The sequence below is a fragment of the Variovorax paradoxus B4 genome (genome assembly GCF_000463015.1).
GTDB lineage: Bacteria > Pseudomonadota > Gammaproteobacteria > Burkholderiales > Burkholderiaceae_C > Variovorax > Variovorax paradoxus_E.
Genome location: NC_022247.1, coordinates 381,984 through 406,316 on the forward strand (window position 1 = coordinate 381,984; position 24,333 = coordinate 406,316).

25 protein-coding genes are annotated in these 24,333 nt (G+C 68.7%); 8 read left to right on the plus strand and 17 right to left on the minus strand.

Features of this window, described 5'->3' with window-relative positions; all coding sequences use genetic code 11:
• Window positions 1-131: 131 nt before the first annotated feature.
• Both VAPA_RS01765 and VAPA_RS01770 read left to right on the plus strand, forming a co-directional pair.
• Window positions 132-995: an IclR family transcriptional regulator gene (locus tag VAPA_RS01765; RefSeq protein WP_021005049.1), complete on the plus strand. Its 864-nt coding sequence runs from the start codon at window positions 132-134 to the stop codon at window positions 993-995.
• Entirely contained in the window at window positions 992-1,738 is a 747-nt protein-coding gene (locus tag VAPA_RS01770) for an SIR2 family NAD-dependent protein deacylase (RefSeq protein WP_021005050.1), read from the plus strand. Before VAPA_RS01765 ends, VAPA_RS01770 begins: the two co-directional genes overlap by 4 nt.
• Before the next feature lie 26 nt (window positions 1,739-1,764).
• Here VAPA_RS01770 and VAPA_RS34785 read toward each other — a convergent pair whose 3' ends face one another.
• The 9 genes from VAPA_RS34785 to VAPA_RS01815 form a co-directional block, all read right to left on the minus strand.
• On the minus strand, window positions 1,765-2,436 hold the full coding sequence (locus VAPA_RS34785; protein WP_021005051.1) for an IS630 family transposase: 672 nt from the start codon (window positions 2,434-2,436) through the stop codon (window positions 1,765-1,767).
• On the minus strand, window positions 2,436-2,879 hold the full coding sequence (locus VAPA_RS34790) for a helix-turn-helix domain-containing protein (RefSeq protein ID WP_021005052.1): 444 nt from the start codon (window positions 2,877-2,879) through the stop codon (window positions 2,436-2,438). The genes VAPA_RS34785 and VAPA_RS34790 overlap by 1 nt, the downstream gene beginning before the upstream one ends.
• Before the next feature lie 71 nt (window positions 2,880-2,950).
• The gene (locus VAPA_RS01785) at window positions 2,951-3,469 is read right to left on the minus strand and encodes a GFA family protein (protein ID WP_021005053.1); all 519 of its coding nucleotides are present in this window, start codon (window positions 3,467-3,469) and stop codon (window positions 2,951-2,953) included.
• Window positions 3,470-3,489: 20 nt separating this feature from the next.
• On the minus strand, window positions 3,490-3,711 hold the full coding sequence (locus VAPA_RS01790) for a hypothetical protein (protein WP_021005054.1): 222 nt from the start codon (window positions 3,709-3,711) through the stop codon (window positions 3,490-3,492).
• Between the two features lie 50 nt (window positions 3,712-3,761).
• A complete protein-coding gene (locus VAPA_RS01795; protein WP_021005055.1) occupies window positions 3,762-4,430 on the minus strand; it encodes an ABC-type transport auxiliary lipoprotein family protein in 669 nt (222 codons plus the stop codon).
• A 10-nt stretch (window positions 4,431-4,440) separates the two neighbouring features.
• A complete protein-coding gene (locus VAPA_RS01800) occupies window positions 4,441-5,412 on the minus strand; it encodes an MlaD family protein (RefSeq protein WP_021005056.1) in 972 nt (323 codons plus the stop codon).
• A gap of 14 nt (window positions 5,413-5,426) precedes the next feature.
• On the minus strand, window positions 5,427-6,248 hold the full coding sequence (locus tag VAPA_RS01805; RefSeq protein ID WP_021005057.1) for an ABC transporter ATP-binding protein: 822 nt from the start codon (window positions 6,246-6,248) through the stop codon (window positions 5,427-5,429).
• Complete coding sequence (locus tag VAPA_RS01810) at window positions 6,245-7,411, minus strand: MlaE family ABC transporter permease (RefSeq protein WP_021005058.1); 1,167 nt, start codon at window positions 7,409-7,411, stop codon at window positions 6,245-6,247. The genes VAPA_RS01805 and VAPA_RS01810 overlap by 4 nt, the downstream gene beginning before the upstream one ends.
• A 148-nt stretch (window positions 7,412-7,559) precedes the next feature.
• Window positions 7,560-8,465 (minus strand): LysR family transcriptional regulator, encoded by a 906-nt coding sequence (locus VAPA_RS01815; RefSeq protein ID WP_021005059.1) that lies wholly within the window; start codon window positions 8,463-8,465, stop codon window positions 7,560-7,562.
• A 138-nt stretch (window positions 8,466-8,603) separates the two neighbouring features.
• Between VAPA_RS01815 and VAPA_RS01820 the strand changes: the two genes are divergently transcribed.
• Window positions 8,604-10,232, plus strand: a complete 1,629-nt coding sequence (locus VAPA_RS01820) for a GMC family oxidoreductase (RefSeq protein ID WP_021005060.1) — start codon at window positions 8,604-8,606, stop codon at window positions 10,230-10,232.
• 221 nt (window positions 10,233-10,453) lie between these two features.
• On the opposite strand, the gene VAPA_RS01825 is transcribed toward VAPA_RS01820, so the two are convergent.
• The 7 genes from VAPA_RS01825 to VAPA_RS01855 are packed head-to-tail and all read right to left on the minus strand — an operon-like array spanning window position 10,454 to window position 17,126.
• Complete coding sequence (locus tag VAPA_RS01825; RefSeq protein WP_021005061.1) at window positions 10,454-11,527, minus strand: ABC transporter substrate-binding protein; 1,074 nt, start codon at window positions 11,525-11,527, stop codon at window positions 10,454-10,456.
• A gap of 12 nt (window positions 11,528-11,539) precedes the next feature.
• Window positions 11,540-12,694 carry an NAD(P)/FAD-dependent oxidoreductase gene (locus tag VAPA_RS01830; RefSeq protein WP_021005062.1) on the minus strand — a complete coding sequence of 385 codons (1,155 nt, stop codon included), beginning with the start codon at window positions 12,692-12,694 and terminating at the stop codon, window positions 11,540-11,542.
• Window positions 12,691-14,106 (minus strand): FAD/NAD(P)-dependent oxidoreductase, encoded by a 1,416-nt coding sequence (locus VAPA_RS01835; RefSeq protein WP_021005063.1) that lies wholly within the window; start codon window positions 14,104-14,106, stop codon window positions 12,691-12,693. The genes VAPA_RS01830 and VAPA_RS01835 overlap by 4 nt, the downstream gene beginning before the upstream one ends.
• Window positions 14,103-14,408 (minus strand): (2Fe-2S)-binding protein, encoded by a 306-nt coding sequence (locus VAPA_RS01840; protein ID WP_021005064.1) that lies wholly within the window; start codon window positions 14,406-14,408, stop codon window positions 14,103-14,105. Before VAPA_RS01840 ends, VAPA_RS01835 begins: the two co-directional genes overlap by 4 nt.
• Window positions 14,409-15,203: an ABC transporter permease gene (locus VAPA_RS01845; RefSeq protein ID WP_021005065.1), complete on the minus strand. Its 795-nt coding sequence runs from the start codon at window positions 15,201-15,203 to the stop codon at window positions 14,409-14,411.
• Between the two features lie 4 nt (window positions 15,204-15,207).
• On the minus strand, window positions 15,208-16,059 hold the full coding sequence (locus VAPA_RS01850) for an ABC transporter permease (protein ID WP_021005066.1): 852 nt from the start codon (window positions 16,057-16,059) through the stop codon (window positions 15,208-15,210).
• Window positions 16,056-17,126: an ABC transporter ATP-binding protein gene (locus tag VAPA_RS01855; protein WP_021005067.1), complete on the minus strand. Its 1,071-nt coding sequence runs from the start codon at window positions 17,124-17,126 to the stop codon at window positions 16,056-16,058. Before VAPA_RS01855 ends, VAPA_RS01850 begins: the two co-directional genes overlap by 4 nt.
• A gap of 203 nt (window positions 17,127-17,329) precedes the next feature.
• On the opposite strand from VAPA_RS01855, the gene VAPA_RS01860 reads away from it, so the two are divergent.
• The 5 genes from VAPA_RS01860 to VAPA_RS01880 all read left to right on the plus strand — a co-directional run bounded on the left by VAPA_RS01860 (window position 17,330) and on the right by VAPA_RS01880 (window position 23,830).
• Window positions 17,330-18,190 carry an IclR family transcriptional regulator gene (locus VAPA_RS01860; RefSeq protein ID WP_021005068.1) on the plus strand — a complete coding sequence of 287 codons (861 nt, stop codon included), beginning with the start codon at window positions 17,330-17,332 and terminating at the stop codon, window positions 18,188-18,190.
• A gap of 167 nt (window positions 18,191-18,357) precedes the next feature.
• The gene (gene amaB, locus VAPA_RS01865; protein WP_021005069.1) at window positions 18,358-19,896 is read left to right on the plus strand and encodes an L-piperidine-6-carboxylate dehydrogenase; all 1,539 of its coding nucleotides are present in this window, start codon (window positions 18,358-18,360) and stop codon (window positions 19,894-19,896) included.
• 97 nt (window positions 19,897-19,993) lie between these two features.
• A complete protein-coding gene (locus tag VAPA_RS01870) occupies window positions 19,994-20,899 on the plus strand; it encodes an amino acid ABC transporter substrate-binding protein (RefSeq protein WP_021005070.1) in 906 nt (301 codons plus the stop codon).
• Complete coding sequence (locus VAPA_RS01875) at window positions 20,896-22,137, plus strand: pyridoxal phosphate-dependent aminotransferase (RefSeq protein ID WP_021005071.1); 1,242 nt, start codon at window positions 20,896-20,898, stop codon at window positions 22,135-22,137. Before VAPA_RS01870 ends, VAPA_RS01875 begins: the two co-directional genes overlap by 4 nt.
• A 19-nt stretch (window positions 22,138-22,156) precedes the next feature.
• Window positions 22,157-23,830 carry a thiamine pyrophosphate-binding protein gene (locus VAPA_RS01880; RefSeq protein ID WP_021005072.1) on the plus strand — a complete coding sequence of 558 codons (1,674 nt, stop codon included), beginning with the start codon at window positions 22,157-22,159 and terminating at the stop codon, window positions 23,828-23,830.
• A gap of 6 nt (window positions 23,831-23,836) precedes the next feature.
• Here VAPA_RS01880 and VAPA_RS01885 read toward each other — a convergent pair whose 3' ends face one another.
• On the minus strand, window positions 23,837-24,136 hold the full coding sequence (locus VAPA_RS01885) for a hypothetical protein (protein WP_021005073.1): 300 nt from the start codon (window positions 24,134-24,136) through the stop codon (window positions 23,837-23,839).
• Between the last annotated feature and the right edge of the window lie 197 nt (window positions 24,137-24,333).

Consider the following 24,333-nt stretch of genomic DNA (forward strand, 5'->3'; position numbering starts at 1 on the left):
CGGGTGGATCGAGATTTGATTCGTCTAAAGCGAATGGATTTGCGGTTAACGAATTTCGGAAGTGTAAGCCCGAGATCAGTTCATGTCTAATCCCTTCTTCATGAACGAACAACCAGACGCCAAGGCGGGCCATGGCAGCCAATGACCCCGACCGCGCCGCCCAGCGCGGCATCCAGAGCATCGAAGTGGGTGGCCAGCTGCTGCGTGCGCTGGTGCACCACGGCCGACCGATGGCGCTGAAAGACCTGGCGCGCGAAGCCGACATGACGGCCGCCAAGGCCCATCCCTACATGGTGAGCTTCGGGCGGCTGGGCCTGATCGAGCAGGACCGCGCCAGCGGCCACTATCTGCTCGGCCCGCTGGCCTTGCAACTGGGGCTCATCAGCCTGCAGCAGGCCGACCCGGTGCACATTGCGACGCCGCTGATTGCCGAGGTCGCGCAGCGCATCGGCCACACGGTGGCGCTCGCGGTCTGGGGTGCGCGCGGCGCCACCATCGTGCGCACGGCCGAATCGCCGTCGCCGGTGCACGTGAACATGCGGCACGGCACGGTGTTCTCGCTCACCAACACCGCCTCGGGCCGCGTCTTCGCCGCCTACCTGGAGGCCGGGACGGTGCGGCAACTGCTCGACGCCGAGCGCCAGCGGCAGAAGCAGCGCAAGGCCGGCGAAGTGCCGCCCGCGGCCGGCATGCCGCCGCAGCCGCCGCTGCCTTCGTGGGGCGAATTCGAGCGCCAGCTGCAGGAAGTGCGGGCGCACGGCATCAGCCGCTCGGAGGGCGAGGTGATCGAGGGCGTCAGCGCCATGGCTGCGCCGGTGTTCGACCACACGGGCGCCATCGTGCTGTCGGTCACGGCCATCGGCCCGGCCGCCATCTTCGACACCGCCTGGGACGGCGAAATCGCACGCGCGCTCAAGGCCTGCGCGGGCACCGTCTCCGCGCGGCTGGGCGCAACGTCTTCCGGAAGAAATGCTTCCGGAAATCTGGATCCATGACCCTGGGCACTGCTTCTTCTTCCCCCTCGCCCGTCGAATCCGCCATTGCCCTGCTGGGTGCCGCCCGGCGCATCGTCGTGCTGTCCGGCGCGGGGCTGTCCAGGGCTTCGGGCATTCCGACCTACCGCGACGCCGACGGCCTCTGGATGAGCCAGAACGCGCTGCAGTTCTCCCACGCCGAAGACCTGCAGCGCGATCCGAAGGGCTTCACCCGCTTCTGGGCCCGGCGGCTTTCCACCGTCGAGGCCGCGCAGCCGAACCCCGGGCATACGGCGCTCGCGCTGCTGCAGCGGCTGCGCCCCGCCACGCGCCTCATCACGCAGAACGTCGATGGCCTGCTCTCGATCGCGGGTGGGCTGGACGTGCTCGAACTGCATGGCTCGCTGCGCCGCTGGCGCTGCGACCACTGTGGCAACCGGCGCGGGCCCTGGCCCTTTCACCGCTGCATGCGCTGCGCCTCGCGCGCCCGGCCCGACGTCGTGATGTTCGGCGAGATGCTGAACCACGGCGTGCTGCACGACGCGCAGATGGCGGCGCAGGAGTCGGACCTGTTCATGGTGGTCGGCAGCACGGCGGTGGTCTACCCGGCGGCCGAGCTGCCGCAGCTGGCGATGTCGCGCGGCGCCCGGCTGATCACGCTCAACATGGAGCCGTTGCCGCATCTGGATGCGGCGGCCTCGGTGGTCCTGCGCGGCGCGGCGGAGGTTCTTCTGCCGCAGCTGCTGGCGGGGCTGCAGGCCTAGGGCCTGTGAACAGAGGCCCTAGTACGTCAACACGTAAGTTTCGAAACGTAATGACGCCCGAGCTTGTGATCTGCATCCTGTCGAGTGAACTTCCACTCGATGGTTCGGCGCAGCGCGTTTCGATCTGCTTGCCAGGCATCGACTTCGCGTCGCAGGAGTTGCTGGGTGGGGAGGCGGCGGTTCAGGCATTGGCGCGTGAGGATGCCGATCTCGATTTCTGCCATGTTGAGCCAACTTGCGTGCTTGGGCGTGTAGTGAAAGCACACCCGGCGCAACAGCGTGTTGGCCGCGCGCACTCCCAACACATCGTCGAAGCATTTCCTGAAGTGAATGTTCAGGTTGTCCAGCACGAGGTGAACGCGGCGTGCCGTCGCATAAGTGTCGGTGAGAAGTGCCTGGACGAAGCCGACGAAGTCTGTCTTGCCCCGGTGATCGGTGACCGAGACGACGCGCTGTCCCGCCTTGGGCTCGACTGCCACGAACAGATTGGTGGTGCCCTTGCGCACGTATTCGTAGTCCAGCTTGGCCGCCTCGCCCGGCGCCATGGGCAACGGCTCTCGGCTATGAGCAACGAGTTGCAGACTCTTCTCGTCGATGCAGATCACGGGCTCGTCGCCGCACATCGGTTTGGCGTACAGCTTGAGCAGGTTGTACATGCGGCAGCGGTACTCTTCGGTGAGCGTGCCGATGCACCACATCAGCCGTCGCCAGGGCTTGAGATCGTTTTTTTTAGCATGCGCCGGACGGTTTCCCGACTGACGTTGCCAAGGCCCAATTCCTGGCGCGCGGCACGTTCGAGTTCGACGATCGTCCAGCGCTGGCGACCCTCGGGCGCAGCCGAGCATGCCAGTGCCGTCACGCGCGCCTCGGCATCGGTGTCGTACTGTCGCGGCCGACCCGAGCGTGCAACGTCGAACACGGCCAGATCGACGCCCCCTTGCAGGTATGCCGACCGGGTGCGCCACAGCGCGGTGCGTCCGATCCCCAGAACGTCCATGATCTGCGCCTCGGGAATCCCGCGATCCAGGCACCACAGCGCATGCGCCCGGTTCACTTCGCGCGAATGATGGATTCCCTTGCGTCGAATCTCCTCGATGATCGCCCGATCCTTCTCGGTCAAATGCAGTTCGGTCTGGCGCATGAGCACTCCTTCGTAACCCCAACGGGGATAGATGGAGTGTATTCATGTTTCGTTATTTACGTGTCAATGTACTAGCTTTCGGAAGCTGCTCCGGACTTGCCGCGCAGCGCCGGCCAACGCGCGAGGCTCGCGGCCGGCCAGTACGCCTCGCGCTCGTAGTATTCGGTCACCGCCGGCGTTCCGGGCGGCAGCACCACCCAGGGCTGTTTCGACATCGTGAAGATGTGCAAGTCCGGCGGCAGGCGATCGGGTGTATCGAGCGTGCCCACGCGCACGAAGCACACCGCGTCGCCGGCTCCCGCGTAGTGGCTCCAGAGTGCAACACGGCAATGCGGACAGCGGACGTACTTCTGGCCGCGCCCGCTGGCCGAGGGCGTCAACACCACGTCGACCGTGCCTTGCAGCAGTTGCATCTGCGCGGGCTCGATCAATGCGTTGAGCGCGAAGGACGAGCCCGTTTCGCGTTGGCACCAGCGGCAATGACAGCAGTGCACGAACAGCGGCGCAGCCGTCATGCGGTAGCGCACGGCGCCGCAAGTGCAGCCCCCGTCGAGGGGCACGAAGACGTTGCCGTCAGCAGCGGCGGCCATGCGCTTTCCTGGAAGGGCGCTCAGCCCTTCTTGCCACCCAGCAGCACCAGCGCCCCGCCCACCACGATGGCGGCCACGCTCGCCCAGGCCGGGAAGTTGACCTGCTGCTTTTCCTTCACCGAGAACTCCAGCGGGCCCAGCTTGGCCTGGTGCGTTTCCTTCGTGAAGCTGAAGCCGCCGAGCCCGAGGCCCGCGATGCCTGCGACGACGAGCAGGATGCCGATGATGCGTGTTGCGTTCATGGTGAGGTCTCCTCCGTGGATGAAAAAGGCGGGTCGGGCCGAAGCCGAGCTTACTGCCGCGGCTGCTGGTCCACCCACTGCACGATGTCGGCCACCGCCGCATCGGTGGCCGCGGCCAGCGCCTTGACGCCGCCGGGCGCATCGGCGCTCGGGGCCGGGCGGCGCACGGTGAAGGTGCGCTGGCCCAGCACGCGGTCGCCGCCGGTGGTGCCGCGGATCAGCGTGGCGCGCAGGCGGACCAGGCCGACGCTGCTGCTGGCCGATTCGAAGTAGTGGCTGAACTCGTCGAGCGAGATGCGCAGCGTGTCCGGCACCTTGCCCTCGGCGCGTGCGATGGTCGCGCTTTCTTCCGGGCCGAGCACGGTGCGCCGCTCGGCGAGCGCGTCGCGCAGCCGCTGACGCAGCAGCTGCGCCGGCGCCAGGCTCCAGCGCGACTGCCCGTAGGGACGCAGCTCGTTGGCATCGGCATAGCCGAGCCGGTAGAGGATCTGCGTGCCGTCGAGCCGCGTGTTGCTCTCGATTTCGGCCAGCGCGAGCGTGGGCAATGCGGCCGCGGGCGCATTGGCGGCCGTGGCAGGCGCGGCAAGCCCGGGCCCGAAGTCGTACAGCGTGGTGCGCGCGGGCTTGTCGGGCAGCGCGCCGCAGCCGGCGAGCAGCAGCGCAAGGCCGGCGGCGATGCAGGCGGCAAGGCGCGGATGGGGATGAATGGCGTTTTTCATGGTCATCGCTTCAGGGGCGTCCCAGGGACGTGGTGGCGGGCGGCGCGGAGAACCCGGGCTCGCCGGGCCCCGCGGCGGTGCCGCCGTTGCCGAACAGCAGCGATTGCGGGTTGTCGTTGATGCTGTCGGCCGCGCGGCCGAGCCGGCGCACCGCGCGGGACGTGTCGTCGGCCACGCGGTTCACGCGCGGCAGCGTGGCGGCGTTGAACGAATCGACCGACTGCGCCAGCGCCTTGGTGCCGTTGCTCAGCCGCTCGATCGGGCCGTCGGGCGCGTTCAGCCGGCCCACGGTGGTGTTGAAGTTGTTGGCCACGCGCGAGACGTCGCCGGCAGCCGTCTTCACCGTGGACATCGCGCCGGGAAGCGCGGCCAGCGCCGGGTTCAGGCCGGTCTTCACCGTGCTGTCGAGCTGCTTGAGAAGCGTGTTGGCGCTGGCCGAGGCCGCGGCGATGTTCTCCAGCGCATCCGCCGCGCGCTTCTGGTTGTCGTCGCCCAGCAGCTGGTTGGCGCGCTTCGTCGCCTCGTCGACCTGGTTGATGATGGCTTCGCCGCGGTCCTGCAGCTGCGCCAGCATCGAGGGCTTGAGCGGAATGCGCGGCGGATCGTCGTTGTTGGGCGCGAGCGCGACGTTCGATTCGCCCTTGTCGTCCAGCGCGATGAAGGCCAGGCCGGTCACGCCCTGGTAGCTCAGCGTGGCAAAGCTCGAGGTGGTGAGCGGCACGCGCTGGTCGACGGTGATGCGCACGCGCACGTTGCCGCGGGTCCTGGGGTCGAAGTCGATCGAGGTCACCTTGCCGACCGCGATGCCGCGGTAGCGCACCATGGCCTGCGGCTGCAGGCCGCTGACCGGGTCGCGCGTGGAGAGTTCGTAGATGTTGCGCACGGTGTTGTCGCGCGTGAACCAGACCACCAGTCCCACGAGCACGGCGATGAGGCCGAGCACGAAGGCACCGGCGGCGATGGCATGGGCTTTGTTTTCCATGGTGTGGCTACCTTTCAGTGGGCCGCGCCGGCGGATGGCGGCGGGGCTTTGGCGGGTTTGTCATGCAGGGCCTCCAGGGCGCGCTGGCCGCGCCCGCCCAGAAAATATTCGTGGATGAACGGATGCGGATACGCGATCACCTCGCGCGCCGAGCCGCTGACGATGACCTTGTGGTCGGCCAGCACCGCGATGCGGGTGCTCAGGTCGAACAGGGTGTCCAGGTCGTGCGTGACCATCACCACCGTCAGGCCCAGTTCGCGGTGCAGGCCGCGCAGCAGGTCGCAGAAACTGTCGGAGGCCTCGGGGTCGAGGCCGGCGGTGGGTTCGTCCAGCAGCAGCAGCGGCGGGTCCATGATGAGTGCCCGCGCCAGCGCCACGCGCTTGATCATGCCGCCCGACAGGTCGGCCGGGCTCATGTTGGCATGCCGCGGTTCCAGGCCCACCATCTGCAGCTTGACCAGCGCCGCATTGCGGATCAGCTCGTCGGGCAGCAGCTTGAGTTCGCGCAGCGGAAAGGCAATGTTCTCGAGCACGCTGAAGGCCGAGAACAGCGCGCCGTGCTGGAACAGCATGCCCACGTTGGCCGCGCCCTTGGCGCTGAGCTCTCCGGGCGCCCGGCCCAGCACCTCGACCGTGCCCTTCGTCGGCTTCTCGAGTCCGAGGATCTGGCGCAGCAGCACCGTCTTGCCGGTGCCCGAGCCGCCCACCAGCGACAGCACCTCGCCGCGCTCGATGCGCAGGTCGAGGTCGCGGTGCACCACGACCTCGCCGTCGGCGCTCTTGAACACCGTCCAGAGCTTGCGGATATCGACGACAGTGGCCGACAAATCATTCATGCCCGGAACCCCACGCCCTTGAAGAGCACCGCGAACAGCGCGTCGACCAGGATCACCGCGGTGATCGAGGTCACCACCGACGAGGTCGTGCCGCGCCCCAGGCTCTCGGTGTTGGGCTTGACCTTCATGCCGAAGTAGCAGCCGATCAGCGCAATCAGAATGCCGAATACCGCCGACTTCGCCAGCGCGAGCCAGAGATTGGCAATCGGCACCGCGCGCGGCAGCGCCGACAGGAAGTAGGCCGGCGAAATGTCGAGCGCAGCGTCGGCCGCGAGCATGCCGCCCACGAGCGCTGCCATCGAGGTCCAGAGGCTGATCAGCGGCATCGCGATGGCCAGCGCCATCACGCGCGGCATCACCAGCCTGAAGCCGTGCGGAATGCCCATCACCCGCATGGCGTCGAGTTCCTCGGTCACGCGCATCACGCCGATCTGCGCCGTGATGGCCGAACCCGAGCGCCCCGCGATCAGCACCGCGGCAAGCACCGGCCCGAGCTCGCGGATCAGCGACAGCCCGAGGATGTTGACCACGAAGGCTTCGGCGCCGTACTGGCGCAGCTGCTGCGAGATCAGGTAGGCCAGCACCACACCGATCAGCAGGCCGACCAGCGCCGTGATGTGCAGCGCCGTGGCGCCGAACTGGTAGAGGTGCCCCGAGAAATCTCGCCAGGGTGCGCGATGCGGCGCGCGTCCCAGCGTGCACACGTCGAGTGCGAGCTGGCCGATCAGGCCCACGAAGTCGCGCACCACCTGCAGCGCGCGCGGGCCGGTGTGCGAGAAATGCCGCAGCCGCTCGGCCAGCGTGGGCGGCGGCTCCTCGGGCGTGCCCACGGTGAACCGGGCCACCTGGTCGAGCACTGCCTTGTGCTGCGGCAACATCTCGAGCGTGGCCGGCCAGTCATGGCGCCAGTGGTCCCAGAGCAGCTGCGCGCCGATGTGGTCGAGCTGTTCGATGGGGCGCAGGTCCCAGGCGCGGTCTTCGGCCGGGGGCGCGCCCGCCAGGTCCTTGGCAAGCACCTGCCACGCGCTTCGCGACGACATGGCCAGCGTGGTCCAGCGGCCGCTGGCCACGGTCCAGCTGCGGCCGTCCTGCTCGCGCTGCTCGATGCGCGGCAACACGCTGCCGGCAACTGGTGCGTCGGCCGGCGAAGTTGCTATGGACATGATGCGGCGGTGCAGGGCGAAGTAAGAAAAAAGAGGCGGTCCGGAAGGGCGCATCGTAACCGGATGAATCGACTTTCCCGGTGCGTCCTGGCTCCGGTTTGCGTAGGGCAGAACGCCGTCCGGCCAATCATTCGCGGCCCATCTGCGGTCAGTTCCAGGCCCGCGCGAGCGCGTTCCATGCGCTCGCGATCACGGGCTCGTTGCGCCGTGCCGCCAGCGAGACGAAGCGCAGCGCGCAGTCGAGCTGCACGCGGTCGGCCATCACGAGGCCGTGCGACTGGCTCTCGCGGATGGCGATCGAGTCGCGCAGGAGGCTCAGGCCCACGCCCGATTTCAGCAGGTCGAGCATCGAGGCCTCCTGGTCCACCAGCGCCACGCGGCGCGGCGAAAGCCCGAGCGGCCCGAACACTTTTTCCAGCAGCCGGTGGTGCGCCGACTCCGGTGGCGTGGCCAGCCAAGGCAGCGCGGCCAGCGCCTTCCAGTCGCGGCCCAGCACCTGCGGGCCCCAGCCCGCGGGCGCGACCACGCGGTAGGTGAAGCGGGTGAGCGTGCGCGCCGCGAGCGGTGCCGGCGTGGCGGCGTCGCTCCCGTCCGCATCGAGGTGAAAACCCACGTCGAGCTCGCCGCGCAGCACCTGGGCCAGCACCGTGCCGCTCATGCCGTGGCGCAGTTCGGTCTCGATCTGCGGGGCCGATTCCACCAGTTCGCGCAGGAACATGCCGAGCCGGGTGAACTCCGGGTCGAGGATGGTGCCGATGCGCAGCGCCCCGCGCACCGTGCCCTGCAGGTTGCGCGCGGCCTGCTGCAGGTCGCCCACGGCCGAGAGCACCCGCTCGGCCTGCGGCAGCAGCGCGGCGCCGTCGGCCGTGAGCGCCAGCCCGTGCGGCGTGCGCGTGAAGAGCTGCAGCCCGGTTTCTTCCGACAGGCGCTTGAGCTGCAGGCTCACCGCCGGCTGCGTGAGATGCAGCCGCTCGGCGGCGCGCGACACATTGCCCTCGCGCGCGGCAAGAACGAAGGCACGCAGAATCTGGAAGTCCAAGGCGGCGACAGTCATATAAGAACGATTTATATGCCAACTGCGCCGAAATCATTGGCTTTTTGCCCATGGCTTGGGAGAAACTGCCCGCCGAAGCCCTTCGCCGGGCCCATGAGCACAAGAAATACCGTTGACCCCCGGAGACAAGCCAGCGCCATGAGCGACAACACATTCGAATACATCGTCATCGGCGGCGGCACGGCCGGCGCCTTGATGTGCAACCGGCTGACCCGCAAATCGCAACAGCGCACGCTGCTGATCGAGGCCGGCCGCAAGGACGACTACCACTGGATCCACATTCCGGTGGGCTACCTCTACTGCATCGGCAATCCGCGCACCGACTGGCTCTACAGCACCGAGCCCGACGCGGGCCTCAACGGGCGCGTGCTGCGCTATCCGCGCGGCAAGACGCTGGGTGGCTGCTCCAGCATCAACGGCATGATCTACATGCGCGGCCAGTCGCGCGACTACGACCAGTGGGCGCAGCTCACGGGCGACGACGCCTGGCGCTGGCAGAACGTGCTGCCCGACTTCAAGAAGCACGAGGACTACTACCTCGGCGCCGACGAGCTGCACGGCGCCGGCGGCGAATGGCGCGTGGAGAAGCAGCGCCTGCGCTGGGACATCCTCGACGCCTTTGCCGAGGCCGCGGTGCAGGCCGGCGTGCCGCACAGCACCGACTTCAACCGCGGCAGCAACGAAGGCGTCGGCTACTTCCAGGTCAACCAGAAGAACGGCTGGCGCTGGAACACCGCCAAGGCCTTCCTGCGGCCGGTCTGCTACGGCCGGCCCAACTTCGAGATGTGGGTCAACGCCCATGTCACCAAGCTGATCCTCGAGACCCAGGCCGACGGCAGCCAGCGCTGCACCGGGGTGCAGGTGTGGGACGGCCACGAGATGGTCACCGCCCATGCCACGCGCGAGGTGGTGCTGTGCGGCGGCAGCATCGGCTCGCCGCAGATCCTGCAGCTCTCGGGCATCGGCCCGGCCGAGTTGCTGCGCCAGCACGGCATCGACGTGGTGGTCGACGCGCCCGGCGTCGGCGCCAACCTGCAGGACCACCTGCAGATCCGCGCGGTCTACAAGATCGACGGCGCGCCCACGCTCAACGTGCTGGCCTCTTCGATGTATGGCAAGGCGAAGATCGGCCTCGAATACCTGATGAAGCGCAGCGGACCGATGAGCATGGCGCCTTCGCAGCTCGGTGCCTTCACGCGCAGCTCGCCCGAGCACGAGTGGCCCAACCTCGAATACCACGTGCAGCCGCTGTCGCTCGATGCCTTCGGCGAGCCGCTGCACAGCTTTCCGGCCTTCACCGCGAGCGTGTGCAACCTCAACCCCACGAGCCGCGGCACCGTGCGCATCAAGAGCCCGCGCTTCCAGGACGCGCCCGCCATCGCGCCCAACTACCTGAGCACCGACGAAGACCGCAAGGTGGCCGCCGATTCGCTGCGCGTGACGCGCCGCATCGCCTCGCAGCCCGCGCTTGCCAAGTACCGGCCGGAGGAATGGAAGCCCGGCGTGCAGTACCAGAGCGACGAAGACCTGGCGCGCCTGGCCGGCGACATTGCGACCACCATCTTCCATCCGGTCGGCACCACCAAGATGGGTGCCGACGGCGACCCGATGGCGGTGCTCGACTCGAAGCTGCGCGTGCGCGGCGTGCGGGGGCTGCGCGTGGTCGATGCGGGCGCCATGCCCACCATCACGAGCGGCAATACGAACAGTCCGACGTTGATGATGGCCGAGAAGGCCGCGGGGTGGATTCTGGAAGCGAACCGCTGAGGCCGCGTTCTTCGGGGGCGCTCTTGTTCAGGGCGCGTGCACAGGCCACCGGGTACGCCCCTTCGCGAATGTCCCCCGGCCTGCGGCCTCCTCCTTGATTTCGCTGCGGGGAGCACCCGATGCCCTGCGCACCAGGGCACGCTCTGGTTGCACGGCTGATCAACGACCGCTCTGTCCAACGCTCCCGCCGGCGGGAGCGCGCCCCGAACGACCCAGGCCAACTACTTCTCAATCGTCTTGTTCCAGCGCGCGTTCCAGGCGGGCCGGCTGGCATTGATGCTGTCCCAGTCGATGGTGACCGCGGTCTTCATCCACTGATTGATGTCGGCCACCTGCTTCACGCCATCGCCCACGGCCGGGGCCTTGGGGTTGGTGGGAATCTGCGCGCCGTACTGCAGCACGTTGGCCTGAGCCAGCGGGCTCAGCAAGAACTCGGCGAGCTTCTGCGACAGCTCGGGTTCGCTGTTGTTCGCAATCACGCACTGGCCCACCATCAGCACCACCGCGCCTTCCTTCGGCGGCGCGTATTCCACCGGAATGCCCTTGGTCTTGAGCGCCGCCACGGCAGTGGGCGTGAGCGGGAAGATCGCGGCCTCGCCGGTCTGCACCATCTCCGACAGCTTGGCCGAGCTCGGGATGTACTCGAGCACGTTCGGGCCGATGGTGGTGGGCCAGGCCTTGAAGCCGGGCTCCACGTTCTTGTCGTTGCCGCCCTGGATGCGGTTGAACATCAGGAAGCCGTGCAGCCCGAAGGACGATGACGACATCGACTGGAACACCACCTTGCCCTTGTACTTGGGATCGGCCAGGTCCATCCAGGAGGTGGGCGGCGCCCAGCCCTTGTCCTTGAACATCTTCGCGTTGTAGGCCAGGCCCGTCATGCCCAGGCTCACGCCGCTGGCCATGTCGTCCTTGAAGCGCGCGGCCGGGTAGATGTCGGCCAGCGACGGGTTGGGCCGCTGCTTCTGGCACAGGCCCATGCCAATGGCGCGCACCATGATGCCGTCGTCCAGGAACATCACGTGCATCTGCGGGCGGTCCTTGTTGGCCTGCGCCTTCGCGAGGATGTCGGACGAGGTGCCCGGCACCACCACCACCTTGGCGCCGTAGAGCTTCTCGAAGGCCGGGAACACGTACTGCGTGTACGCCTTCTCCATGGTGCCGCCGTTCATGCCGATGTAGAGCGTCTTGGTCTGCGCGCCGGCCACTCCTCCGGCCGCGAGCGCGGCCACCGCCGCCGCACCGAGCACGGTCCGGCGAAGAGAGAAGAAAGAAGTCTTCTGGAAACGGGACATGGTGTTTTCCTTTCAGGGGGAGGTGGGGGTGATGGTGGGTGCTTCTTCTTCCGCGAAGAAGCGTTCGATCGAGAAGCTCTCGATCGGCGTGCTGCTGCGGCCGTCGCGCACGAGTTCGGCCAGCACTTCGCCGGCAGCGGGGCCGATCTGGAAACCCGCGCCCGAAAAGCCGAAGCCATGGAACAGGCCGGGCGTGGTGCGGCTGGGGCCGAGCACCGGCTGGTGGTCGGGCAGGTTGCCCTCGGTGCCGCTCCAGGTGCGGATGAAATGCGCATGGCGCAGCGTGGGCAGCAGTTCGACGGCCTGCGCTGCCAGCGTGGCGATGGCGTCGCGGTCGGCGCGGGCGCGGTCGGCGTCGAGCGCAATGCCCCGGCCGCCGCCGAGCACGAGATTGCCGCGCGCCACCTGCCGGCAGTAGATGCCGCCGCCCTCGACGCCGAGGCTCCAGTCCATGAAGTGCGGCACCGGCTCGGTCACGGCCATCACCGGGTGGCTCGAGCGCAGCGGCACGGCTTCGCCGAACTCGGAGGCGATGGGGCCGGACCAGGCGCCCGCGCAGTTGAGCAGCGCCGGCGCATGCACTTCGAGCGCGTTGCCCGAGCGCAGCATGAACGCCTGGCCATCGTGTGCCACCTCGTCGACCTTGTGGCGCTCGAAGATCTGCGCGCCCGCGCGCTGCGCCGCGAGCGCGAAGGCCGGCGACACCAGCCGCGGATTGGCCTGCCCGTCTTCCGCGCACAGCGAGCCGCCGATGGCCCGCGTGCCGAGCCAGGGGCAGCGTTCGCGCAGGCGGGCATCGGAGATCAGCTCGAGCCCCAGGTCGAAGTCGCGGCTCTGCGCACGGTAGCGTTCCAGCGACGCCATGTCGGCCTCGCTGCGCGCGATCTTGAAGTGGCCCGAGCGCAGGTACTCGCCGTCGGCGCCGATGGTTTCGCGCAGGCGGCCCCAGATGCGGTGCGCGCGCTGCGCCAGCGGCAACTGATTGATCGGACGGCCCTGGCGCCGCACGCCGCCGTAGTTCACGCCGCTCGAACGCGAGCCGCACAGGTCGCGCTCCAGCAGCACCACGCCGATGCCCATCTGCCGCAAGGCCAGCGCGGCGGACGCGCCGACGATGCCGCCGCCGACGATCGCGACGTCGGTGCGCAATGTCTTGCGCCCGGTCATTCGCCGGCGCCTCCGGTGGATGGCGCGGCGGCCAGGTGAATCGGAATCGGCTTGATCGGCGCCTGCCCGCGCAGCCGGCCCACCTGCTGCAGCGGCAGCCCCGTGGCATGCGCGAGGATCTCGGCCGCAGCCGCGCCGCACATGCGGCCCTGGCAGCGGCCCATGCCCACGCGCGACAGCGCCTTCAGCCGGTTCATTTCATCGGCGCCGTTGACCGCCACGGTCTGGCGCAGCGTGCCGGCCGTGACGTTCTCGCAGCGGCAGACCACCAGCTCGTCGGGCGCATGCGCGGCCCAGTCGGACGGCAGCGGGAAGGCGCGTTCCAGCCCTTCCCGAAATCCGCCGAGCTTGTGGAGCTTGCGTTCGAGCGCCTCGGCGCGTGCGGCGTCGACGGCCACGCCATGGTCGGTCAGCAGCGCCAGCGCGGCGCGTTCGCCGGCCCATTCGGCCGCATCGGCACCCATGATGCCGGCGCCGTCGCCCGCAAGGTACACGCCCCGCACGCTGGAGCGGCCGGCCGCATCGCGCACCGGCAGATGGGCGCGGTGCAGCGGCGCGAATTCGAAGCGGCAGCCCAGCAGGTCGGCCAGCTGGGTTTCGGAACGCAGCGCATAGCCGACGCCGACGGCATCGCAGGCCAGCGTGCGTTCTTCGCGGCCGTCGTGCCACGCCACGCCAGCCACACGGCTCTCTTGCGCATCGCCGAGCACGCGCATTGGCCGCACGCCGCTGTGCAGCGCCACGCCGTGCGCACGCAGCCAGGCCACGTAGTACACGCCCTTCGCGAATACGGCGGGCTGCCGCAGCATCGCGGGCGCCGCGGCCAACTGGTCGGCAAGCCGCGCCGTGTCGAGCACCGCGATGACCTTCGCGCCGGCCTTGGCGTACTGATATGCGACCAGATAGAGCAGGGGGCCGGTGCCCATGAACACCACGCGCTCGCCGATGGCGCAGCCCTGGAACTTGAGCGCCACCTGCGCGCCGCCCAGTGTGTAGACGCCGGGCAGTGTCCAGCCCGGTACCGGCAGCACGCGGTCGGTGGCGCCGGTGGCAACGATCAGCTGGCCGTACGGGACATTGGCCGTGCTGCGCGTCGGGCCGTGCAGCACGTCGAGCCGGCCGCCTTGCGCATTCCACACCAGGCTGTCGGGGCGGTAGTCGATGTGTTCGCGGAGCGCGTCGAAAGCGGCGTGCACCGCATCGGCGCGGCCGGCCTCGAACCCGTAGAGCGCCCGCGCGCTGCGCTGGGCCAGGCTCGCGGGCGGCCGCCGGTAGATCTGGCCGCCGGCGCGCGAAGCCTCGTCGATCACCACCGGCCGCAGGCGGTGCGCCACCAGCGCCTGTGCGGCGCGCACGCCCGCCGGCCCGGCGCCGACGATCACCGGCTGCAATGCGGCAGAAGAAGCCGTCATGCGCCGCCCCTTCCCGTGACCAGCGCCATGCCCGGCGCGATGAAGGTGGAGCAGGCGCGCAGGCGCTCGCCCTGCTCGGTGGCGATCCAGCAATCCTGGCAGGCGCCCATCATGCAGAAGCCCGCGCGCGGGGCGCCGCTGAACTCGTTGCGCCGCAGCTGGGCGGCCTGCGTGAGCACGGCCGTCAGCACCGTGTCGCCCACGAGGGCGGAGGCGGGCTGGCCGTCGAGGGTGAAGAGGACCGCGGCGCGACCCGTCTCGGCCACGCGATGCAGCAGCGGTTGGAGCTTTGGCAAGCTCATCTATCGGCGCCCCACCAGCACGCGGTCCAGTCCGTAGACGCGGTCGAGCACCACCATCGCGATGGCCGTCACCGCCACCATCAGCGCCGACACCGCCGCCATCAGCGGATCGATCGACTCGGTGGCATACATGTACATGCGCACCGGCAGCGTCACCGTGCTGGGCGAGGTGACGAAGATCGACATCGTCACTTCGTCGAAGCTGTTGATGAAGGACAGCAGCCAGCCGCCCGTGACCCCCGGCAGGATCATCGGCAGCGTGATGCGCCGGAATACCGTGGCCTGGCTCGCGCCCAGCGAGAGCGCGGCCTGCTCGGCGCTGCGGTCGAAGCCCACCAGCGCGGCCACCACGAGCCGCAGCGTGTAGGGCGTGACGATCAGCGCATGCGCCATCACCAGCCAGCCGAAGCTGCCCGTGCCGCCCACCAGCGCGAACAGGCGCAGCAAGGCCACGCCCAGCACCAGGTGCGGAATGATCAGCGGCGAGAGGAACAGGCCGTTGAGGAAGTCGCGCCCCGGAAATTCGTAGCGCGTGATCGCCATGCCGGCCGGCACCGCGAGCAGCGTGGCGATGGTGGCCGAGGCCAGCGCGAGCCACAGGCTGTTCCAGAACGACTGCATGAAGTCCGGGTGCGCGAACACCGCCTTGAACCAGCGCAGCGAGAAGTGCGTGGTGGGAATCGTCAGCGTGTTCTCTGGCGTGAACGCGACGATGCACACCACCACGAGCGGCGCCAGCATGAAGGTGATGACGAGCGCGTTGAACGCGAGGGCGAGGGGGCCGTTCTTGCTCATCTGATCACCCGAGCGCTTTCTTGTAGCGGCCTTCGACCAGGCGGTTGTAGCTCAGCATCACGATCAGGTTCGCGGCGAGCAGCGTGAGCGCGACGGCGGCGCCGAGCGGCCAGTTGAGTTCGTGCAGGTACTCGTCGTACACGACCGTCGCGACCATCTTCAAGCGGCGCCCGCCGAGCAGCCCCGGAATCGCGAACGAACTCGCGGCCAGGCCGAACACGATCAGGCTGCCCGAGAGAATGCCCGGCATCACCTGCGGCAGCACGATGCGCCGCAGCGTGGTGACGTGCGAGGCCTTGAGCGAGAGCGCCGCGTTTTCCACGCCCGCATCGAGCTTCTGCAGCGAGGTCCAGACCGGAATCACCATGAAGGGCAGCATCACGTGGACCAGCGCGACGATCACCGCCGTCTCGGTGTAGAGCATCTTCACCGGCCCGATGCCCGCCAGCCGCAGCAGCCCGTTCACCGCGCCTTCGGGCCCGAGCAGCATGCTCCAGCCGAAGGCGCGCACCACCACCGACACCAGGAGCGGCGCCAGCACCACCAGCAGCAGCACCGAGCGCCACGGGTTGCGCATGCGGCTCAGAACGTAGGCCTCGGGCGCGCCGACCAGCACGCAGATCAGCGTGACGAGGCCCGAGATCCAGAAGGTGCGCCAGAAGATGCCGTGGTAGTACGAGTCGGTGAACACCTGCGCGTAGTGCTCGAGCGTGAACTCGCCGGCCTTCGGCCCGGTGGCCGGGTCGTAGACGTTGAACGACAGCACCGCGGTGAGCGCGAGCGGCACCACCAGCAAAGCCACGAACAGCAGCAGCGCGGGCCCCGACAGCCACCAGGGCGTGGCCTTGTTCTTCATGCCACCACCGCCTCGTCGGCCGGCAGCAGCCGCGTGCAATGCGCGGGCCAGTCGATGCCGGCGGCATGGCCTTCGTCGAGCGCGTCGCGGCCGTCGTTGGGGCTCAGCACCATCAGATCGCCGGCGGGCGTGCCCAGGCGATAGAGCCATTGGCTGCCGAGGAAGAAGCGCTCCAGGACCTGGCCGTCGAGGCGGCCGCGGCCGGCCTCCACCAGCTGCAGTTTTTCCGGGCGAACGCTCATCAGCACCGCATCGCCCGGCATGTAGGCGGTGTCGTCGACCTCGACCGCGAGGGCGCCCACCGCCACATGGCAGCTGCGCGCGCCGCTGGCCGTGACGCGCCCGTTCAGCAGGTTGGCCTTGCCCACGAAGGTGGAAATGAAGCGCGTGCTCGGATGCTCGTACACGCGGTGCGGATGGTCGATCTGCGTGGCGCAGCCGCCTTCCATCACCACCACGCGGTCGCTGATCGACATGGCCTCGCTCTGGTCGTGCGTGACCATCACCGTGGTGGTGCCGACCTTGCGCTGAATCTGTCGCAGCTCGAACTGCATCTCTTCGCGCAGCTTGGCATCGAGGTTGGACAGCGGTTCGTCCAGCAGCAGCACCGGCGGCTCGATCACGAGTGCGCGGGCCAGTGCCACGCGCTGGCGCTGCCCGCCCGAGAGCTCGCGCGGGTAGCGCGTGGCGTGTGCTTCCAGATGCACCAGCGCCAGCGCCTGCTTGACGCGCTCGGCACGTTCGGACTTCGGCATCTTTCGCATCTCGAGGCCGAAGCTCACGTTGTCGGCCACCGTCATGTGCGGGAACAGCGCATAGGTCTGGAACACGATGCCCAGGCCGCGCGTGTTGGCCTTGGCATGCGTGATGTCCTTGCCCGCCAGCTCGATACGCCCGCTCGACACCGCCTCGAAGCCCGCAATCATCTGCAGCGTCGTGGTCTTGCCGCAGCCCGAGGGGCCGAGCAGCGAGACGAACTCGCCCTTCTCCACCGTGAGGTTCATGGCCGACACGGCGCGCGTGGCGCCATAGAACTTGGTCACGTCGGTGAGCCGTAGGAATGACATGGAAGGGCCTTTCTGCGGGGTCTTGATGGCGTGCAGCACCTTGGTGCACGCCGCGGACAAGAGAGAACTTTCAATTCACTCTATTGCAACGATCGCGCCAGATCGCCTCGGGTATTCCATTAATCAGAATCTTTATCCAATTTATTCCATTCAATGGAATATCATGCGAAAAATCGATCTCGAGAATTCCACAGGAGCAAGGTATGGAAACCCCCTCGGCAGCCAGCGGCGGCGTGCCGCGTGTCTTTTCGGTGATCCGCGCCCTCGGCGCGGTGCAGGCCGAGGGCGGCCGCGTGACCCAGATCGCACGGTCCGTGGGCCTCACGCAGGCGACCACGCACCGCCTGCTGCAATCGCTCATGGCCGAAGGCATGGTCGAGCAGGACGAGCGCAGCAAGCTCTATCGGCTGAGCATCGATTTCTTCGCGCTCGCGGCCAGCGCCGGCAACCCCGGCGACCTGCGCTCCATTTGCCGCCCCGTGCTGCTGCGCCTGTGTGCGAGCCTGGGCGACAGCATCTTTCTGCTGGCGCGCAGCGGCTTCGACGCGATCTGCCTCGACCGCAGCGAAGGCCCGTTCCCGATCCGCTCGTTCACGGGCGACATCGGCGGGCGCATCGCGCTGGGCGTGGGGCAGGGCGCGCTCGCGATCCTGGCCTTCCTGCCGGAGGCGGAGCGCGAGGAAGTGATCCGCTTCAATCTTTCGCGCGTGCGCGAGTACGGCGTGTACGACGAGGTGTACCTGCGCACCGAGATCGAGCGCGTGCGCCAGGCCGGCTACGCGGGGCGCAACACCGGCCTGCTCGAAGGCATGGCCGGCGTGGCGGTGCCCATCCTCGACCGCGAGGGCCGCGCGGTGGCCGCGCTCAGCGTGGGCACCATCGCCGACCGGCTCAATGCCGACCGCATGCCCACGGTGGTGGAGCTGCTCAAGCGCGAGGCGGCGGCCATCGGGCCGAAGATCAACCCCTTCGACGCGACGCTGAGGCGGCCGGCGCAAAGCCTGGCGGGTTCGCCGGCGGGGCAGCGCATCAGCCTGCCCGAGCCGCCGGGACCCGCGACCTGAGGTGTTTTTTGTGCGTTGAGCGCATGACCAGTGCGAGAGTTCATTCCTGAAACGCACCAAGTCCTTCCGTTTTTTCGCTATGCAAGCAGGCACTATTCGCAGATATTGAGCCGTTGCCGCGTCGCCTTCCCTTCGTTTTGTTCTCTCTTCTCCCCGCCGGAGCGTCCATGCCAGAAGCCCAAGCCCCCCTTTCCGTTGCCGCCGAAATCGAGCCGTTGCTGCAGCGCCTCGGCGTTCCGAGCTCCGCCCATACCGGCGGCGAGCTCGCGGTGCGTTCGCCGGTCACGGGCGAGGTGATTGCGCAGGTGCCGCAGACCACCGCCGCCGAAGCGGCCGCGGCCATCGGCCACGCGCACGAGGCCTTCAAGGCGTGGCGCAGCGTGCCGGCGCCGCGCCGCGGCGAACTGGTGCGCCTGCTGGGCGAAGAACTGCGCACCGCCAAGGCCGACCTCGGCCGCCTCGTCACGCTCGAGGCCGGCAAGATTCCGTCCGAAGGCGCGGGCGAAGTGCAGGAAATGATCGACATCTGCGACTTCGCGGTCGGCCTCTCGCGCCAGCTCTACGGCCTCACGCTCGCCACCGAGCGCGCCGAGCACCGCATGATGGAAACCTGGCATCCGCTGGGCGTGTGCGGCGTGATCTCGGCCTTCAACTTTCCGGTGGCCGTGTGGTCGTGGAACGCGGCGCTGGCGCTGGTCTGCGGCGATTCGGTGGTGTGGAAGCCGTCCGAAAAAACGCCGCTCACCGCGCTGGCCGTGCATGCCATTGCGCAGCGCGCCCTCGCGCGTTTCGGCGATGCGCCCGAAGGCCTGCTCGGCCTGCTGCTGGGCCAGCGCGACATCGGCGAGGTGCTGGTCGACGACCACCGGGTGCCGATTCTCTCGGCCACCGGCTCCACCGCGATGGGCCGGCAGGTGGGCCCGAAGCTGGCCGCGCGCTTCGCGCGTGCCATTCTCGAACTCGGCGGCAACAACGCGGCCATCGTCACGCCCTCGGCCGACCTCGACCTCACGCTGCGCGCCATCGCGTTCTCGGCCATGGGCACGGCCGGCCAGCGCTGCACCACGCTGCGCCGGCTGTTCGTGCACGACAGCGTGTACGACGCGCTGGTGCCCAAGCTCGCCAAGGTGTACGGCAACGTGCAGGTGGGCGATCCGCGCGAGGCCGGCACGCTGGTCGGTCCGCTGATCGACCGCGCGGCGTTCGACGGCATGCAGAAGGCCCTGGGCGAAAGCCGCGAGATCGGCGCCACGGTGCATGGCGGCCAGCGCGTGGAGGGCATCGGTACCCAAGACGCCTTCTACGTGCGCCCCGCATTGGTCGAACTGAAGTCGCACGGCGGCCCGGTGCTGCGCGAGACCTTCGCGCCCATTCTCTATGTGGTGCGCTACACCTCGCTCGACGACGCCATCGAATGGCACAACGCCGTGGGCGCGGGCCTGTCGTCGTCGATCTTCACGCTCAACGTGCGCGAGGCCGAGCGCTTCCTGTCGAGCGCGGGCTCGGACTGCGGCATTGCCAACGTCAACATCGGCCCGAGCGGCGCCGAGATCGGCGGCGCCTTCGGTGGCGAGAAGGAAACCGGCGGCGGACGCGAAGCCGGCTCCGACAGCTGGAAGGCGTACATGCGCCGCGCCACCAACACCATCAACTACTCGACCGCGTTGCCGCTCGCCCAGGGCGTGACCTTCGAGATCAACGACTGACCGACTCCGGCCTTCTGTTCTTGCCGCGCGGCGTTTCGCCGCAGCGGCGGGGCAGCGGCCGTGCGTGCCCAAGAAAAACAACCAGGAGACAGAGAACATGAAGATGCAATTGAAGACCCTCGTCACCGCCGCCGCGCTGCTCGCGCTCGCCCTCGGCGCCGCCGCGCAGCAGGCCCCCGCCGGCGGCACGCTCGACAAGATCAGGAGCAGCGGCCGCGCCGTGCTCGGCGTGCGCGAGGCCTCGCCGCCCATGGCCTACATGCTGGGCGCGAACGACAAATACGTGGGCTATCACGTCGAGCTGTGCGAGCGCGTGCTGAAGGACATCGCGCCCTCGGCCAGGCTCGAATACATGGCCGTGACCGCGCAGAACACCATCCCGCTGGTGCAGAACGGCACGCTCGACATCGGCTGCGGCCCCACCACCAACAACACCGCGCGCCAGCAGCAGGTGGCGTTCGCGCTCACCACCTATGTGAGCGAGGTGCGCATGGCCACGCGGGTCGATTCGGGCATCAGCTCGCTCGACCAGCTGGCGGGCCGCACCGTGTCGGCTTCCACCGGCACCACCGCCGTGCAGCTGCTGCGCAAGCGCGAGCGCGCGCAGAACACCACCATCACCACGATGCTCGGCAAGGACCACCTCGAAAGCTTCCTGCTGATGGAGTCGGGCCGCGCCGATGCCTTCGTGCTCGACGACAACCTGCTCGCCGGCATCATCGCGAACGCGAAGAACCCGTCGGCCTACCGCATCGTGGGCGATGCGCTGGGCTCCGAGCCGATCGCGCTGCTGTTCCGCAAGGACGACCCGGCCTTCAAGGCCGCGGTGGACGACGCGCTGCGCCGCCTCATGAAGAGCGGCGAGCTCGAGAAGATCTACACCAGGTGGTTCGTCGCGCCGATTCCGCCGAAGAACACCAGCCTGAACCTGCCGATGAGCGCGGCGCTGAAGCAGCTCATCGCCGAACCCAACGACAAGCCGCTGGAGGCCTACGCGAAGTGACATCCGCCGTTCTCGATCCCGCGCTTTCGACTTCCGCGTTCGAGCCCGCGCAGCGCGTGCGCGCCATCGGGGTTTCGGAAATCCTGCGCATCACCGACCATGCCAACGCACTCAAGCGTGCCGGCCGGCCGGTGATCGTGCTGGGCGCGGGCGAGCCGGACTTCGATACGCCCGAGCACATCCGCGCCGCCGCGGCCCGCGCCATGGAGCGCGGCGACACGCGCTACACCGTGCTCGACGGCAGCCCGGCCATGAAGGCCGCGGTGCAACTCAAGTTCAGGCGCGACAACGCACTCGACTTTGCACTCGATGAGATCAGCGTGGGCGCTGGCGCCAAGCAGGTGATCTTCAACGCGCTGATGGCCAGCCTGGATCCGGGCGACGAGGTGATCCTGCCCGCGCCCTACTGGACCTCCTACGCCGACATCGTGCAGATCTGCGGCGGCGTGCCGGTGAGCGTGCCCTGCAGCGAGGCCAACGGCTTCAGGCTGGATGCCGCACAGCTCGAGTCGGCCATCACGCCGCGCACGCGTTGGCTCTTCCTGAACTCGCCGTCGAACCCGAGCGGCGCGGCCTACAGCGCGGCGCAGCTCGCGCCGCTGTGCGAGGTGCTGCTGCGGCATCCGTCGGTGTGGGTGCTGGCGGACGACATCTACGAACACATCCTCTACGACGGACTCGCGTTCGCCACGCCGGCGGCCGTGGAGCCCCGGCTGCGCGACCGCACGCTGACGGTGAACGGCGTGTCCAAGGCCTATGCAATGACCGGCTGGCGCGTGGGCTACGGCGCAGGGCCGCGCGCGCTGATCGCGGCCATGGCGGTGGTGCAGAGCCAGTCGACCTCGTGCCCGTCGTCGGTGAGCCAGGCCGCTGCGATCGAGGCGCTGACCGGGCCCCAGGACATCGTGGCCGAGCGGCGCGACGACTTCCAGGCACGGCGCGACTTCGTGGTGGCCGCACTGAACCGCGCACCGGGCCTGCATTGCCGCATGCCCGAGGGCGCTTTCTATACTTTTGCCAGCTGCGCGGGCCTGCTCGGGCGGCGCACCCGGGGCGGGACGCTGCTGCAGACCGACAGCGATTTCTGCAGCTACCTGCTGCAGGACTACGAAGTGGCGGTGGTGCCGGGCAGCGTGTTCGGGCTGGCGCCGTATTTCCGCATTTCGTATGCCACGTCGATGGCGCAGCTCGAGGAGGCGTGTGCGCGCATTGCGTCGGCATGCGAAGCTCTCACATGAATTTCTGATTGGACACAGCATGACTTCTTCCCGCACCGGCGGCCAGATCCTGGTCGACCAGCTCATCACCCATGGCGTCAAGCAGCTCTTCTGCGTGCCCGGTGAAAGCTTTCTGGCCGTGCTCGACGCGCTGCATGACGCATCCATCGACGTGACCGTGTGCCGCCAGGAAGGCGGCGCCACGATGATGGCGGAGGCGCAGGGCAAGCTCACCGGCAAGCCCGGTGTCTGCTTCGTCACGCGCGGCCCGGGTGCCACCAATGCGGCGGCCGGCGTGCACATTGCGCACCAGGATTCGACGCCGCTGCTGCTGTTCGTGGGCCAGGTCGCGCGCGAGGCGCTGGGCCGCGAAGCCTTCCAGGAACTGGACTATGGCGCGGTGTTTGGCACCATGGCCAAGTGGGTGGTGCAGATCGACGATCCGGCGCGCGTGCCCGAGCTGGTCTCGCGGGCCTTCCACGTCGCCACCTCGGGCCGGCCGGGTCCGGTGGTGATCGCGCTGCCCGAAGACATGCTGACCGAAGCCGCCACGGTGGCCGATGCGCAGCCCTGTGCGGTGGTCGAGACCCATCCGGGCGCGGCGCAGATCGCCGAACTGCAGCAGCGCCTGTCGCAGGCCGAGCGTCCCGTGGTCATCCTGGGCGGCAGCCGCTGGTCCGAGGCTGCCACGCAGCAGTTCGCGGCTTTCGCCGAGGCGTTCTCGCTGCCGGTGTACTGCTCGTTCCGCCGCCAGATGCTGCTGTCGGCCGAGCATCCTTGCTACGCGGGCGACCTGGGCCTGGGCGCGAATCCGCGCATGCTCGAGCGCATCCGCAACGCCGACCTGGTGCTGTTGGTGGGCGGGCGCCTGTCGGAAGTGCCGTCGCAGGGCTATGAACTGCTCGCCATCCCGCAGCCGAAGCAGGCGCTGGTGCATGTGCACGCCGATGCCGACGAACTCGGCAAGCTCTACCGTCCGACGCAGGGCATCCACGCCACGCCGCAGGCTTTCGCCGAAGCCGTGTCCGCGCTGCGCCCAGCCTCGCCGCCCGTCTGGCAGGCCGAGACGAAGGCCGCGCGCGAAGACTTCCTGCGCTGGAGCGATCCGGCCCCCATCCGCATTCCCGGCCCGCTGCAGATGGGCGAGGTCATGCAGCACCTGCGCGAGGTGCTGCCGGCCGACACCATCTTTTGCAACGGCGCGGGCAACTTCGCGACCTGGGTGCACCGGTTCTGGCCGTTCCGCGCGTTTGCGAGCCAGCTGGCGCCCACCAGCGGATCGATGGGCTACGGCCTGCCGGCCGGCGTGGGCGCCAAGCGGCTGTGGCCGCAGCGCGAGGTGGTGGTGTTTGCGGGCGACGGCGATTTCATGATGCACGGGCAGGAGTTCGCCACCGCGGTGCAGTACGGCCTGCCGATCCTCGTGGTGCTGCTCGACAACGCCATGTACGGCACCATCCGCATGCACCAGGAAAAGCACTACCCGGGCCGCGTGAGCGCCACGCAGCTCAGGAATCCCGACTTCCGCGGCTATGCCGAGGTGTTCGGCGGCCACGGCGAGCGCGTGGCCAGCACCGCGGAGTTCGGCCCCGCGCTGGCGCGTGCCCGCGCGAGCGGCAAGCCCGCGATCCTGCATTGCCTGCTCGATCCGGAAGCCATCACGCCGGGCAGCACGCTCCAGTCGATCCGCAAGGCCGCTCTCGCTGCTGGCTGAAGAAGATCAGCGCAGCCCGTCCGCATAGCGCGGCAGCGGGTTCGGCGAATTGCCGTCGGGCGTACGCGCCGCCAGCCGTGCGGCGCGCGCCAGCGGCTCCATGGCCTGCTCCAGGCGGGTGGCGAGCAGGTACAGATCCTCGTCCTTGGTCTCGACGGCGTGCGCGCGCGTCATGCGCACGATCTCCGCGGCGTACTCCGCATTGGTGGCCATCCATTCGGTGTCGGTCACGCGCCCGTGCTTTCGCCTGAGGGCCACGTGCAGGCGCGCGGCCAGGGCGATGCGTTCGCTTTCGGACATGGACATGACGGTCTCCATGGATGGATCAAGCGTTAGCGTGCACAAGTCATGCCATGCCGTTAACGGTCCGAAACACTTTGGTTTGCGAACAGGCCCTTGGAGGTAAGGCAAAGCGGGTAATTCCCAATGCACTGGGGCGGTGCACCGCCTAAAGTCTGCCCACTCGCGAACGGGCCCAGCTCGTACTGCCGAGGGTCCGAGGA

Excerpts from the sequence above, each read along its gene's own strand:
- VAPA_RS01825 (WP_021005061.1), bottom strand. The coding sequence starts at position 11,527 with ATGTCCCGTTTCCAGAAGACTTCTTTCTTCTCTCTTCGCCGGACCGTG.
- VAPA_RS01850 (WP_021005066.1), bottom strand. The coding sequence starts at position 16,059 with ATGAAGAACAAGGCCACGCCCTGGTGGCTGTCGGGGCCCGCGCTGCTG.
- VAPA_RS01810 (WP_021005058.1), bottom strand. The coding sequence starts at position 7,411 with ATGTCCATAGCAACTTCGCCGGCCGACGCACCAGTTGCCGGCAGCGTG.
- VAPA_RS01815 (WP_021005059.1), bottom strand. The coding sequence starts at position 8,465 with ATGACTGTCGCCGCCTTGGACTTCCAGATTCTGCGTGCCTTCGTTCTT.
- VAPA_RS01830 (WP_021005062.1), bottom strand. The coding sequence starts at position 12,694 with ATGACCGGGCGCAAGACATTGCGCACCGACGTCGCGATCGTCGGCGGC.
- VAPA_RS01795 (WP_021005055.1), bottom strand. The coding sequence starts at position 4,430 with ATGAAAAACGCCATTCATCCCCATCCGCGCCTTGCCGCCTGCATCGCC.
- VAPA_RS01845 (WP_021005065.1), bottom strand. The coding sequence starts at position 15,203 with ATGAGCAAGAACGGCCCCCTCGCCCTCGCGTTCAACGCGCTCGTCATC.
- VAPA_RS01800 (WP_021005056.1), bottom strand. The coding sequence starts at position 5,412 with ATGGAAAACAAAGCCCATGCCATCGCCGCCGGTGCCTTCGTGCTCGGC.
- VAPA_RS01860 (WP_021005068.1), top strand. The coding sequence starts at position 17,330 with ATGGAAACCCCCTCGGCAGCCAGCGGCGGCGTGCCGCGTGTCTTTTCG.
- VAPA_RS01765 (WP_021005049.1), top strand. The coding sequence starts at position 132 with ATGGCAGCCAATGACCCCGACCGCGCCGCCCAGCGCGGCATCCAGAGC.
- VAPA_RS01840 (WP_021005064.1), bottom strand. The coding sequence starts at position 14,408 with ATGAGCTTGCCAAAGCTCCAACCGCTGCTGCATCGCGTGGCCGAGACG.
- VAPA_RS01770 (WP_021005050.1), top strand. The coding sequence starts at position 992 with ATGACCCTGGGCACTGCTTCTTCTTCCCCCTCGCCCGTCGAATCCGCC.
- amaB (WP_021005069.1), top strand. The coding sequence starts at position 18,358 with ATGCCAGAAGCCCAAGCCCCCCTTTCCGTTGCCGCCGAAATCGAGCCG.
- VAPA_RS01880 (WP_021005072.1), top strand. The coding sequence starts at position 22,157 with ATGACTTCTTCCCGCACCGGCGGCCAGATCCTGGTCGACCAGCTCATC.
- VAPA_RS01790 (WP_021005054.1), bottom strand. The coding sequence starts at position 3,711 with ATGAACGCAACACGCATCATCGGCATCCTGCTCGTCGTCGCAGGCATC.
- VAPA_RS01885 (WP_021005073.1), bottom strand. The coding sequence starts at position 24,136 with ATGTCCATGTCCGAAAGCGAACGCATCGCCCTGGCCGCGCGCCTGCAC.
- VAPA_RS01805 (WP_021005057.1), bottom strand. The coding sequence starts at position 6,248 with ATGAATGATTTGTCGGCCACTGTCGTCGATATCCGCAAGCTCTGGACG.
- VAPA_RS01835 (WP_021005063.1), bottom strand. The coding sequence starts at position 14,106 with ATGACGGCTTCTTCTGCCGCATTGCAGCCGGTGATCGTCGGCGCCGGG.
- VAPA_RS34785 (WP_021005051.1), bottom strand. The coding sequence starts at position 2,436 with ATGTGGTGCATCGGCACGCTCACCGAAGAGTACCGCTGCCGCATGTAC.
- VAPA_RS01785 (WP_021005053.1), bottom strand. The coding sequence starts at position 3,469 with ATGGCCGCCGCTGCTGACGGCAACGTCTTCGTGCCCCTCGACGGGGGC.
- VAPA_RS01820 (WP_021005060.1), top strand. The coding sequence starts at position 8,604 with ATGAGCGACAACACATTCGAATACATCGTCATCGGCGGCGGCACGGCC.
- VAPA_RS01855 (WP_021005067.1), bottom strand. The coding sequence starts at position 17,126 with ATGTCATTCCTACGGCTCACCGACGTGACCAAGTTCTATGGCGCCACG.
- VAPA_RS01870 (WP_021005070.1), top strand. The coding sequence starts at position 19,994 with ATGAAGATGCAATTGAAGACCCTCGTCACCGCCGCCGCGCTGCTCGCG.
- VAPA_RS34790 (WP_021005052.1), bottom strand. The coding sequence starts at position 2,879 with ATGCGCCAGACCGAACTGCATTTGACCGAGAAGGATCGGGCGATCATC.